The sequence below is a fragment of the Loktanella atrilutea genome (assembly GCF_900128995.1).
GTDB lineage: Bacteria > Pseudomonadota > Alphaproteobacteria > Rhodobacterales > Rhodobacteraceae > Loktanella > Loktanella atrilutea.
This window is the reverse complement of record NZ_FQUE01000003.1, coordinates 108176-120517: the sequence shown is the minus strand read 5'-3', so window position 1 is coordinate 120517 and position 12342 is coordinate 108176. Positions and strand designations below refer to the sequence as shown.

At 64.4% G+C, this 12342-nt stretch carries 13 protein-coding genes; 5 read left to right on the top strand and 8 right to left on the bottom strand.

Translation table 11 applies throughout. The features are described 5' to 3' along the window. Positions 1-61 precede the first annotated feature (61 nt). The 5 genes from galU to BUA54_RS08370 are packed head-to-tail and all read left to right on the top strand — an operon-like array spanning position 62 to position 6336. The gene (gene galU / locus BUA54_RS08390) at positions 62-955 is read left to right on the top strand and encodes a UTP--glucose-1-phosphate uridylyltransferase GalU (RefSeq protein ID WP_072856796.1); all 894 of its coding nucleotides are present in this window, start codon (positions 62-64) and stop codon (positions 953-955) included. 6 nt (positions 956-961) lie between these two features. After that, positions 962-2152 carry a glycosyltransferase family 4 protein gene (locus BUA54_RS08385; protein WP_072856795.1) on the top strand — a complete coding sequence of 397 codons (1191 nt, stop codon included), beginning with the start codon at positions 962-964 and terminating at the stop codon, positions 2150-2152. 41 nt (positions 2153-2193) lie between these two features. After that, positions 2194-3204: a glycosyltransferase family 2 protein gene (locus BUA54_RS08380; RefSeq protein WP_072857038.1), complete on the top strand. Its 1011-nt coding sequence runs from the start codon at positions 2194-2196 to the stop codon at positions 3202-3204. 14 nt (positions 3205-3218) lie between these two features. After that, positions 3219-4898, top strand: coding sequence for a DUF5927 domain-containing protein (locus BUA54_RS08375; protein WP_178352736.1), 1680 nt, complete (start codon positions 3219-3221; stop codon positions 4896-4898). Between the two features lies 1 nt (position 4899). Next, on the top strand, positions 4900-6336 hold the full coding sequence (locus tag BUA54_RS08370) for a sulfotransferase domain-containing protein (RefSeq protein ID WP_143155378.1): 1437 nt from the start codon (positions 4900-4902) through the stop codon (positions 6334-6336). Positions 6337-6364: 28 nt separating this feature from the next. Here the strand turns inward: BUA54_RS08370 and BUA54_RS08365 are convergent, their stop codons facing one another. The 8 genes from BUA54_RS08365 to BUA54_RS08330 form a co-directional block, all read right to left on the bottom strand. Further along, a complete protein-coding gene (locus tag BUA54_RS08365) occupies positions 6365-6829 on the bottom strand; it encodes a PTS sugar transporter subunit IIA (protein ID WP_072856793.1) in 465 nt (154 codons plus the stop codon). A gap of 30 nt (positions 6830-6859) precedes the next feature. Further along, complete coding sequence (hpf, locus tag BUA54_RS08360; RefSeq protein ID WP_072856792.1) at positions 6860-7438, bottom strand: ribosome hibernation-promoting factor, HPF/YfiA family; 579 nt, start codon at positions 7436-7438, stop codon at positions 6860-6862. Positions 7439-7654: 216 nt separating this feature from the next. Then, entirely contained in the window at positions 7655-8416 is a 762-nt protein-coding gene (lptB, locus tag BUA54_RS08355) for an LPS export ABC transporter ATP-binding protein (RefSeq protein ID WP_072856791.1), read from the bottom strand. Then, positions 8416-8895 carry a lipopolysaccharide transport periplasmic protein LptA gene (gene lptA / locus BUA54_RS08350; protein ID WP_072856790.1) on the bottom strand — a complete coding sequence of 160 codons (480 nt, stop codon included), beginning with the start codon at positions 8893-8895 and terminating at the stop codon, positions 8416-8418. Before lptA ends, lptB begins: the two co-directional genes overlap by 1 nt. Position 8896: 1 nt before the next feature. Further along, positions 8897-9514, bottom strand: coding sequence for an LptA/OstA family protein (locus BUA54_RS08345; RefSeq protein WP_072856789.1), 618 nt, complete (start codon positions 9512-9514; stop codon positions 8897-8899). Then, positions 9514-10125: a ribonuclease D gene (locus BUA54_RS08340; protein ID WP_072857036.1), complete on the bottom strand. Its 612-nt coding sequence runs from the start codon at positions 10123-10125 to the stop codon at positions 9514-9516. The genes BUA54_RS08345 and BUA54_RS08340 overlap by 1 nt, the downstream gene beginning before the upstream one ends. 55 nt (positions 10126-10180) lie before the next feature. Beyond that, complete coding sequence (locus BUA54_RS08335) at positions 10181-10888, bottom strand: endonuclease/exonuclease/phosphatase family protein (RefSeq protein WP_072856788.1); 708 nt, start codon at positions 10886-10888, stop codon at positions 10181-10183. Next, positions 10885-12234 (bottom strand): phospholipase D-like domain-containing protein, encoded by a 1350-nt coding sequence (locus BUA54_RS08330; protein ID WP_072856787.1) that lies wholly within the window; start codon positions 12232-12234, stop codon positions 10885-10887. The genes BUA54_RS08335 and BUA54_RS08330 overlap by 4 nt, the downstream gene beginning before the upstream one ends. Between the last annotated feature and the right edge of the window lie 108 nt (positions 12235-12342).

Below are 12342 nucleotides of genomic sequence, written 5' to 3'. Positions count from 1 at the left end.
CAATGGTCGCGTAAACCGCGCGCAGTGCAATTCGTATTATTTGAAACGGACGAGGCTCATTATGCGCAGTAAAGTCACCAAGGCGGTTTTTCCGGTGGCCGGGATGGGAACGCGATTCCTGCCGGCAACCAAGTCGGTTCCGAAAGAAATCATGACCCTCGTCGACCGTCCCCTCGTTCAATACGCTATCGACGAGGCACGCGAAGCCGGGATCAAGGAATTCATCTTCGTCACCGCTCGCGGTAAATCCGCGTTGGAAGACTATTTCGACCACTCGCCGGAGATGGAGCGTACGCTGCGCGAATCGGGCAAGGACAGCCTGCTCGAAGTGCTGCAAAGCACATACATGGACAGTGGTGCCGTGGCCTACATCCGTCAACACAAGGCAATGGGTCTGGGCCACGCCGTCTGGTGCGCCCGCCGGCTGATCGGCGACGAACCCTTTGCCGTCATGCTGCCCGACGACGTCATCGCAGCCGACCGCCCCTGCCTTGCGCAGATGGTCGAAGCCTATGCCGAAACCGGGGGCGCCATGGTCGCCGCGATGGAGGTCGAGGCCGACCGCACCTCTGCCTATGGCATCCTCGACGTCGAGAGCGAGAATGGTCCGATCGCCAAGGTCCGGGGGATGGTAGAGAAACCCGCCGCCGGCACGGCACCGTCCAACCTCGCGGTCATCGGACGTTACATCCTGACCCCGGACGTGCTTCAGAACCTCAACAACGTCGAACGCGGCGCGGGGGGCGAGGTGCAGTTGACCGACGCCATCGCGATGGAGATTGCGCAGGGCCGCAATGTCTTCGGCTACAAGTTCGACGGGCAGCGTTACGATTGCGGGTCCAAGGCCGGTTATCTGCAGGCCACCGTCGCCTTTGCGCTTCAACGGCCGGAGTTGCAGGGCGAGTTCCGGCAATACCTTCAGGATGTGATGGGTCAGCGCCTCGCGGCGCAATAGCGCCCGGTGGGGTCTGCGCGCCTCATCGACGTCAGCCGGCTGGCGTCGCGGGCGGGTCAGGTCGCCACGGGCGTAGACCGTGTCGAACTGGCCTACCTTCAGGCGTTGACGGCTGACGGCGCTACACCCGTCTATGGGCTGTGCCGGACCGCGCTTGGGTTCGTCATCCTGGACCGTCTGGGCCTTCTGGCACTGGGCCAGTGCTTCGCGACCCGCGAATTTCCCAGGCCAGACCTGCTGTCGCGTCTCAACCGACGCCTGACCCCCGCGGCGCGACTGGGACAAAGCCTCGTGCGGCGGCACGCGATCGGCCGCGGGGGGCGGCGCGGTCTGCGGCGACTGCTGCGGCGACGGGTGCCAGCGGGTTTCACCTATATCAACGTGGGCCACAGCAACCTGACCGCCCGCGTCTGCCGGGCGGTGAGGGCGCAAAAAGACGCGCGGATCGCCGTGATGATCCACGACACGATTCCCCTCGACTGGCCGGACCTGCAGCGCGAAGGCACTGCCGGGCGCTTCGCTGCGAAGCTTCGGGTCGCGCAAAGCTTTGCGGACCTGCTGATCTGCACCTCCGACGCCTGCGCCGCAGACGTCACGCGCCACCTCGGGCGCGTCGGGCGCTTGCCCCCTATCATCACCGCGCATCTGGGAATCGATAAGCCGCGGCCCGTGCCAGAGGACATTCCGCCCGGATTGATGCCGCTGCGCCCCTATTTCGTGATCCTCGGCACCATCGAGCCACGCAAGAATCATGCGCTTTTGCTGGATATCTGGGACGACTGGGGCCCGGGCGCACCCGACCTTCTGATCTGCGGCCGCCGCGGCTGGAACAACGCGGCGGTCTTCGACAGGCTCGATGCCGGCGTGCCCCATGTGAGGGAGGTCGCCGGCCTGAACGACGGCGCCGTCGCTGCCCTGCTGCGCAGCGCCACGGCGCTGTTGTTTCCGTCGCTGGCCGAAGGATTCGGTTTGCCACCGCTGGAGGCCGCAGCGCTGGGCACGCCGGTCGTCTGCGCCGATCTGCCGGCCAGCCGAGAATTGCTGGGCAACTGGCCCGTTTACGCCGACACCCAAGATCGCTATCTTTGGGAAAAGGAAATCAAGAGGTTGCTGCAGTCATCACAGGCAGATCCCCGGCCCGCGTTTTCGCCGCCGGTCTGGTCGGCGCATTTCAGGACCGTCTTAGCGAATCTTTGACAGGAACCGGCCGATGATGAGTGGCAGTCGTAGGGGTAGTGGTGCGGATCTGGCGGTCCTATAGGCTTAGGTTGCAGCGACGCCGCTGGCTGGTCCGCGCGTTCCGCAAACGACGGGAGCTTTCGGTCATCGCCGACCGGACGGGCGCGATCAGACCCGACGACATCCTCGTTTTTTCCACTTTCCGCAACGAAGACGTGCGGCTGCCGTATTTTCTGGAATATTACCGCAAGCTTGGCGTGAACCATTTCATCATGGTGGATAATGCGAGCACCGACGGCGCGGCCGCCTACCTGAAGGATCAGCCCGACGTCAGCCTGTTTCACGCCGAAGCGAGCTACAAACGGGCGCGTTTCGGCGTCGATTGGCTGAACTGGCTGCAGCGCAAGTATGCCCACGGTCACTGGACGCTGGTCGTCGACCCGGACGAGTTGCTGGTCTATCCGTTCTGCGACACGCGGCCCCTGCGCGCCCTGACCGACTGGCTGGACGCGTCCTCGATCAAGTCCTTCGGCGCCATGCTGCTGGATATGTATCCCAAGGGCAGGCTCGACGATACGCCCTACCGGCGGGGCAGCGACCCGCTGCGGATCGCGGAATGGTTCGACAGCGGCAACTACGTGATCCACCGCAATCCTCAGTTCGGCAACCTGTGGATCCGGGGTGGCCCCCGCATGCGGGCCTTCTTTGCCGCTGCACCCGACCGGGCCCCTGCCCTGAACAAGGTGCCGTTGGTCAAGTGGGACCGCAAGTATGCCTACGTCAGCAGCACTCACATGCTGCTGCCGCGCGGCCTGAACCTTGTCTACGACGAATGGGGTGGAGAGAAGGCCAGCGGCGTGCTGCTGCATACCAAGTTCCTGTCGACCTTCACCGACAAGGCAAAGGAGGAGCTTTCCCGCGGCCAGCATTACGCGAACAGCGTCGAGTACCGCGCCTATGCCGCCGGCGACGAGGCCAATCCGGACCTGTGGTGCAAGTGGTCCGAACGCTACATCAACTGGCGCCAGCTGGAAATTCTGGGGATCATGTCCAAGGGCAACTGGGCGTGACCTTCGGTGTCGTCATGCTGGTCCACACGGACTTCGACCGGGCAGAGCAGCTGGCGCGCCACTGGGTCGACGGGGGCTGCCCGGTCGTGATCCACGTCGACAAGAATGTCCGGACCCAAACGTTCGATCGCTTTCGCGAGGCGTTGGGTGATCTGTCAGAGGTAAAGTTCAGCCACCGTCACCGGTGCGAATGGGGGACATGGGGCATCGTCGCCGGCACGCAGTCCGCCTGCGAGCTGATGCTGGCATCGTTCCCGCAGGTGCGCCATGTCTTCCTTGCCTCGGGGTCCTGCATGCCGCTGCGCCCGGTGCGCGAGCTGCGCCGCTACCTCGACAGCCGGCCACGCACGGATTTCATCGAAAGCGCCACGACGGCGGATGTGCCGTGGACGGTCGGCGGCCTCGATCACGAACGATTCACCCTCCGGTTCCCCTTTTCTTGGCGAAAGAACCGCTTTCTCTTCGACCGCTACGTATCCTTGCAGCGCCGCCTGCGGTTCCGGCGCCGGATTCCGGACGGCATCCTGCCGCACATGGGGTCGCAGTGGTGGTGCCTGACGCGGCAGACGCTGTCGGCGATCCTGCAGGATCCGGACCGGCCGCTTTACGATCGTTACTTCTCCAGGGTCTGGATCCCGGATGAAAGCTACTTTCAGACCCTCGCCCGCAGCTATTCCTTCAACATCGAAAGCAGGTCGCTAACGCTGTCGAAGTTCGATTTCCAAGGCAAGCCGCATATCTTCTACGACGATCACCTGCAATTGCTGCGGCGGTCGGACTGCTTTGTCGCGCGAAAGATCTGGCCGCGCGCCGATCGCCTGTATCAGGCCTTCCTGGTCGAGGATGCGGCGATGATGAAGGGGGCAGAGCCCAATCCCGGCAAGATCGACCGCATCTTCTCCAAGGCCGTCGATCGCCGGACCAAGGGGCGGCCCGGCCTTTACATGCAAAGCCGCTGGCCCAACGCCGACTGGGGCAACGGAATCACGGCAGAGCCCTATTCCGTCTTCGAAGGCTTTACCGAGCTGTTCGAGAATTTCGAGCCTTGGCTTGCCAAGATGACCGGCGCACGGGTCCACGGGCACCTTTACGCACCCGATCGGGTAGAGTTCGACGGCCGCCAGACCATCGTGAACGGAGCCCTGTCCGACAATGCCGCTCAACGCGAATTGAACGCGCAGATGTTCCTGACGAACCTGATCTGGAACACGCGCGGCAAGCGGCAGGCATTTCAATTCGGGCCGCGCGATACCCAGGGTATCAACTGGATGATTGCCAAGGATCCCAATGCGCAGATCTTCGTCATCTCGGGGTGCTGGGCGGTGCCGCTTTATCGGTCGAACAGCAACTTTGCCGACCTGCGCAACGCGGCGGCCCACCTTCAGCGGGTCGAGAACGAGCATCTGTCGGCCCTGCGGTCGCCTTGGGCCAAGGCGCGCGTCCGCATCTGGACGATGGCCGATTTCGTCGAATCACCGATGGAGGTCTTGCAGACCATCGTCGATGACATGACTGGCAAGACCGGTCGCGGCCTGACCGAAGTGCCGCGCATGCACGACCTCGGCGGCTTCGGACAGTTTCTGCAGAACCTCAAGAATCAGGGGATGCACCCCTACCTCATGGGCGATTTCCCTGTTGCGGCGCCGCCGCTGAACCAGGCGCCCAAGCCACGCAAACCCTATCTGGTCAAATAAATTGTCAAAATTCGACTACTTCATTGTCTTCGCCGAAATGCGGACAGGATCCAATTTCCTCGAAGCGAACCTGAACATGTTCGACGGCGTCACCTGTCTGGGCGAGGCGTTCAACCCGCATTTCATCGGTTATCCCAACAGCAGCGACGTGCTGGGCCTGACCCAGCCGCAGCGAGAGGCCGATCCGCAGGCACTGATCGACCGGGTCAAGGCGGCGCCGGGACTGAACGGCTTCCGCTTCTTCAACGACCATGACAGCCGCGTGTTGGACATCGCCCTGACGGATCCGCGCTGTGCCAAGATCGTGCTGACCCGCAACCCCGTCGACAGTTTCGTCAGCTGGAAGATTGCGCAGTCCACCGGCCAGTGGAAGCTGACCAATGTCACCCACGCCAAGAGCCAGCAGGTTCCTTTCGATGCCGCCGAGTTCGAGGCCCACATGGCTGCCCTTCAGGCCTTTCAGACACTGATCCTGAACACCCTGCAGCGCAGCGGCCAGACAGCGTTCTACGTCGCCTACGAGGATCTGCAGGATGTGGCGGTGATGAATGGCCTCGTGCGATGGCTGGGCGTCGACAGCCAGATTACCGGCCTGAACAAGAAGCTGAAGAAGCAGAATCCGGATCCGATGGCCGACAAGGTCGCCAACTTCGCGCAAATGGAACAGGCGCTGGCCCGGATGGACAGATTCAACCTGTCGCGCACGCCGAATTTCGAACCCCGCCGGGGACCGCTGATTCCGACCTACGTCGCCGCTGCGCGGAGCCCGCTGCTATATATGCCGCTGAAATCCGGCCCGAACGCTGCGGTGCAGGATTGGCTGGCGGCCCTCGATCAGGTGACGGCGGCCGACTTGCAAACCGGGTTCAGCCAGAAGACGCTGCGCGACTGGCTGCGCCAGCATCCCGGCCATCGCAAGTTCACCGTGGTCCGGCACCCGGTCGTCTGGGCGCATACGGCCTTTTGCGAACGTATCGTCGCCGGCGGCAAGGGCAGCTTTGCAGAGATCAGGGCGACACTGCGCAAGGTCCATGGGGTCGATGTGCCCGACGGCGGCGCAGTGCCCGAGACTGACGTCGTCTATGACATGACGGCGCATCGCACCGCCTTCCTCGCCTTCCTCAAGTTCCTGCGGAACAACCTCTCTGCGCAGACGTCGGTGCGCACGGATGCCGCCTGGGCCACGCAATTGTCACTGCTGCAGGGCATGGCCGATTTCGGTGTGGCGGATGTCATTGCGCGGGAAAGCAGCCTGCGCGGCGATCTGGCGCGGCTGGCCGGCCAGATCGGGCGCACGACCATGCCGCCGCTGGCAGATCAGACGGACCCCTGGGCTGCGCGTCTGGAGTCGATCTATGACGATCAGGTGGAACAGGCAGCGCAGGACGCCTACGGTCGCGACTACGAAGCCTTCGGCTTCGGTCCCCTGCGGACCTGACGTCTGGCCGGCAAGGGGCCGGGCCTTGTCAGGCTGCCTGAGACGACTGGTTTTCCGTCAGGATCGCGTAAAGGGTCGAAGGGTCGCTGTTGGCCCGCAACTTGGCGCAGATATCAGGGTTGCGCATCGTTCGCGACACCAGTGCCAGCGCACGCAGATGTTCTACCCCCGCTTCTTCCGGGGCGAGCAGGGCAAAGATCAGGTCCACCGGTTGGCGGTCGACGGAGTCGAAGTTCAGCGGCTTCTCCAGCCGCAGAAAGATGCCGTGCACCTTGTCGACCTCTGACAGGCGGGCGTGGGGCAGGGCGATGCCATGCCCCACGCCGGTCGGACCCAGACCCTCACGCTCGATCAGCGCATCGATCACGTCGCCGGCGGGCGTGTGGTAGGATTGTTCGGCCAGTGCACCCAGATCGTGGAAAAGACGCTTCTTGCTCGTGCAGCCGCCAAGGATCTTGACGGCGCCTTGCTTGAGGATGTCGGCCAGTTGCATCAATCCGTCCCTGTGTCACGTCTTCGGTGGTCAGGCCGCGTCGTGCGGGTCGATCCAGCCGATATTCCCATCGTCGCGCTTGTAGACCACGTTGATGCGGCCCTGTTTCTCGTTCCGGAAGACCATGACGTGACTGTTGGCCAGCTCCATCTGCATCACGGCTTCGCTGACCGAGATCGAGGGGATCTTTGCCTCCGTCTCTGCCACGATCACCGGTGCGTCGCTGACCTGCTCGTCCTCGTCGCTGTCATCCTTTGTTGCTGCAAGGATATACGACCCACCGCCCGAAACTTCAACCGGGTCGGGGCGATCACGCTGGTGATCCTTCAGCCGGCGCTTGTATCTGCGCAACTGTTTGTCCATTTTCTCGCAGCAAGCATCGAAGGCGGCATAGATCTCGGGGTCTTTGCCCGTGGCCTGCACAGTCAGTCCGGTGGAAAGGTGCACCACGGATTCCGCCACATGCTCGTGCCCGGATTTGGAGAAGACGATATAGGCCTCGGTCGGGCGCCCGGCGTATTTCGCCAGCGTTTCGCCCATCTCGGTTTCAACGTGGGTCTGAAGCGCCGCGCCGATGTCGATCTGTTTTCCGCTGATCTGATACCGCATGATCTCTCCTGTTCTGCTGGTATTCACGCACACCGGATCAAGGCAGCGATCTGGCTGCCGGTTCCACGGTGATGCGTCTGGAATGATGAAGCCGCGCTCTTTACCAAAAGCTTAACATTTCCGCCGGGCGCAGGCGCCCCGTCAGCAATGCGATGGAATTGCGCTGGTTTCATCTATCATATTCAGCGCCACAACCGTGCGTCTGTCAATGCCGGGTCAGATGACGCGGAAGCCCTTGCCCAGATAGACACGCTGCACGTTCTCGTCGCGGATGACCTCTTCAGTCGTCCCGCTCATCAGGACCTTGCCGTCGTTCAGGATGTAGGCGCGGTCGACGATCTGCAGTGTCTCCTGCACGTTGTGGTCGGTGATCAGCACGCCGATGCCACGGGTCTTCAGATCGGCGACGAGGTGCCTGATTTCGGCCACGGCGATCGGATCTACACCGGCGAAGGGTTCGTCCAGCAGCACATACTTCGGCCCTGCCGCAAGGCAGCGCGCGATCTCGGCCCGCCGCCGCTCACCCCCTGAAAGCGCCACGGCAGGGGCGCGGCGCAGGTGTTCGATCGAAAACTCGGACAAAAGCTGTTCCAGCCGATCCCGCCGGCGCTTCTTGCTGGGTTCAGCGATTTCCAGTACCGCCTTGATGTTGTCCTCGACCGTCAGTCCGCGAAAGATCGACATTTCCTGCGGCAGATAGCCGATCCCGCGGGTGGCACGGCGATACATCGGCAGGGTCGTCACGTCCTCGCCATCCACCGTCACCTGGCCGCCTTCCAGCGTGATCAGGCCGGCGATCAGGTAAAAGCAGGTGGTTTTGCCGGACCCGTTCGGCCCCAGCAAGGCCACGACCTCGCCCCGGCCCAGATGCAGGCTCACGTCGCGGATGACCGGGCGCTTGCGATAGCTCTTGCGCAGGTTGCTGACCCGCAGCCCGCCGGCCTCCACCTCGGTCTCTGCACCGGCGTCGCGGGGCATCAGTTGTTGCCGTCCTGCTGGAACACCGTCTTGACCCGGCCCGACATCTGCGCCGTGCCGTCGTTCAGGTTGACGGTCATCGAATCCGACGACAGCGCGCTCTTGCCCTGCGTCAGCAATACCGAGCCATCAAGCTGCAGCAGTCCGTCCGCAAGGTTGTAGTCGGCCGTCTCGGCCTCCGCCGCCTCGGTTGCGGTGGCAAAGGTTACGCCGCCGCTGGCCTGCAGGCGGGTGATGTCGCCGCTATCCGCGGCATAGGTCACGCGCACTTCTGGCGCGGCCAGCCGCAGGTCGCCCTGCCCAATCTTCACGTTGCCGCTGAAAACGGCAGAGCCGGTGTCCTGATCGACCTTCAGGTTGTCCGCCGTCACCTCGACCGGCGCATTCGGGTCGGCCCGGATGCCGCCAAGATCGATGTTGGTCTGCGCCAACAACGGTGTCGCGCCAAGGGCGAGGACGATGGCTAGAAGTCGGGTCATCTCAATTGTCCTTCGCTGGGGCGGCTGAGGGGGTATATACCAGTTTCACGCCCTTGGTGAAATTCATCTGCTGCCCGGCGCCGTCCTGCCCGGCAGAAAACGTCACCTGCCCCGCCTCCAGCTGGCCATAGGGGGCATGCACCTCCAGCGCGCCGTCAGAGGTGACGGTGCCGCTGGTCATGTCGGCCACCAGCCCGGCGGTTTCCATCGTGTAGCCGGAAGAGGTTTCAACCCGCGCCAGACCCGAAAGGTGCGCGACACGGCTTTGCGTGTCGATCGCGCCGCTGCCGGCGGTGACGCGCAGGGTTGTCCCGTCGGTGGCGTCGAGCGACAGGCTGGGGCGATCGATGCTGACTTGCGGACCGCCTGCGGCATCGGGACGCGCGGCGGCGGCCGTGATCTGAATCGTGTCACCGGTGTTCGTCAGGCCTGAAAAGCGTGGCGCCGCGATGCGCTGTTCGGCGGCGGCGGCGTCGATGTCGGCAAAGGGGATGGTCTGCGTGCCGCGATCGCCGCGTGCGAACAGAAACAGCGTTGACAGCAGCATCAGCGCGGCAAGCGGCAGCAGGATCTTCAGCCAGCCGACCAGCTGCGAATGAAAGTTCGACGCGACCGCCATCAGTGCGCGAACACGTCGGGATCGGCCCAACCCGCAAGGTCGAGGCGTGCGCGGGTCGGCAGAAAGTCGAAGCAGGCCTGCGCGAGGTCGGTGCGCCCCTCACGGGCCAGACGCTCTTCCAGCACGGCCTTCAGCCGATGCAGGTGCAGCACGTCGGATGCGGCATAGTCTAGCTGTGCCGTCGTCAGCTCCGGCGCGCCCCAGTCGCTTTGCTGCTGATGCTTGCTGATGTCGACGCCCAAAAGCTCGCGCAGCAACTCCTTCAGCCCGTGACGGTCGGTATAGGTGCGGACCAGCTTTGACGCGATCTTGGTACACCAGACCGGCGTGCAGAGGACGTCGTAGGCGTTGTAAAGCGCCGCGATGTCGAAGCGGCCGAAGTGGAACAGCTTCGTCACGCCGGGGTCCGCCAGCATCCGGCACAGGTTGGGGGCCGGCGCGCGGTCCGGGGCGACCTGCACCAGATGGCAATGCCCGTCGCCACCCGACATCTGGATCAGGCACAGCCGGTCGCGGCGCGGAATCAAACCCAACGTCTCGCAATCGATGGCGACCACGGGCCCAAGGTCCAGCCCGTCGGGAAGGTCGTCGTGGTACAGGTGGTTCGTCATGGGGCGTGGCGCCTTGGTCTGCATCTCCGTCAGATAGGCCGCGCGGGTCGCGCCCTCAACCCCTGGCCTCCAACCGCACGCCGGCGCGGATCGGCAGATGGTCAGAGGCCGCGCGAGTCATCGCCGTGTCCAGCATGTCGATCCGGTCCAGCGACAGGCCCCGCGACAGGCCGATCCGGTCCAGCGGCGCCAGCCGCCAGCGGGCATGAAACGAGTGCCCGGGCGAATGCAGGTCGAAGACCTGTGCCAGCGGCCCCAGCCCGCGCCGCGCCGACCATTCGTTCAGGTCGCCCGCGATCAGCGTCGGCATCTCCTCGCGCCCCGCAACCCACTCGACCAGCGTATGTTGCTGGCTTTGTCGCGATCGTCGCAGCAGGCCCAGATGCGCCCCGATGACGCACAACGGTCCTGCGGGCGTGGCCACGACCGCCGCGACCGCACCCCGCGGTTCCAGCCCCGGCAGGGTGATCCGGTCCACGGACCGTACCGCCCAATCGGGCCGGACGAGGATTGCGTTGCCATGCCAGCCAAGGCTGACCGCACTCGTCGCCACGGCCACCGCCGACAGGCCGGTGTCGCCGATCCGGTCGCGGGGCAGGGCAGAGGGACGCTGCCCCAGCCGCAGATCCGCCTCCTGCAATATGACGATGTCGGCCTGCGCCTCTTTCAGCACGCTCAGGATACGGTGCGGGTCGCGACGGCGGTCGGTGCCGACAGCCTTGCGAATGTTGTAGCTGACGATGGACAGCGCGGGACCGGTCACAGCATCGGTGCTCCGATGCGGAACAGCCCCTCGCTGATCCGCCGCAGGGCATGCGCATCCCCGATCCCGGTTTCGCACTCGGCGGTCTTGCCCGTGAACCAGTCGGCCAGACGGCCGACGCTGTCGGCGTCATGCAGGATCAGCGCATCCTCGAAGTTCAGCAGCATGCTGCGCACATCGAAGTTCACCGAACCGACGTAGGCGGCATCGTCGATGATACCCGCTTTCGCGTGCAGCATCCCCGGCTGATAGAGCAGCACGCTGCACTTTGCCCGCTGCAGTTCACGCATGTAAGCCCCGCGGGCGAAATCCGCGATACGTTGATTCGACCTGCGCGGCATCATCAGCTTGACGTCCACGCCGCGTCGCCCTGCGATCGACAGCGCCTCGGCCAGCGTATCGGTTGGCAGGAAATAGGGCGTCGCGATCCAGATCCGGCGGTTCGCCCGGTGGATGGCGTTGACCAGAACGTCGTGCAGTCCGTCATGCTTCAGATCGGGACCGGAGGGGGCCACCTGAGCCACCGTCGTCCCCGCGCCCCGCGACGGAAAGGGTGCCACCGGGATCGCCTCGCCTCCCGTGCCGTCCCAGTCAGAGGCAAAGACGTCGTCGAAGCTGCCGACCGCCGGGCCGGTCAGGGTAAAGGCCAGATCGGCCCAGACATCCTCACCGGTTCCAAGATATTCCTCGCCCACGTTCATTCCGCCGCCGAAGACCTTGACGTTGTCCACGACAAGGATCTTGCGGTGGTTTCGCAGGTTCAGATGCCCCCGCATCGGCGGCTGTACGAGGGGAGAGAAGAAATGCACCTCGCCCCCCGCCTCCTGCAGGGCTCGCAACGCGCGCCGCGGCGGAAACAGCGTGCCGAGCCTGTCGATCACAAGCCGAACCTTGACGCCGTTCTGCGCGCGCTCCGTCATGGCGGCGACGAAGGCGCGGCCGATCGCGTCATTGGCCACGATGTAGAACAGCGCGTCGATCCGTGTCTGCGCGCCCTGCACCAGATCGAACAGCGCGGCCTTTGCCGTGTCGGGCCGGTCGAGCAGGGTGAAGTCATGACCGGGCAGCGCGCCGGGCAGGCGATAGGACCGCAGGATCTCGTCGATATCGTTGATCGGCTGGCCGTCCGTCGTCTCGCGCAGAGTCAGCGCGCCGGGACCGGAAGCGCGCTTGCGCACGCCAAGACCGATGAAGATCGGGATTGCGAAATAGGGCGCCACGATCAGAAACAGCAGCCAAGCGGCCGTGGATTGCGGCGACCGGCGCTGCTGCAGCAGGTAGGCCGCTGCCGCCAACACCAGAAAACTGATCAGAACGATTTCGCCGTGGGTCGTCAGCCAGCTCATGCGGGGCGCAGTCTCCGTGTGTCGGCACAACCTGTCACGGGATGCGACACCTTGTCCATGCAGACCGAACACGGCCCGCCGTCAGACGGATCCGTCCGACGATACGTC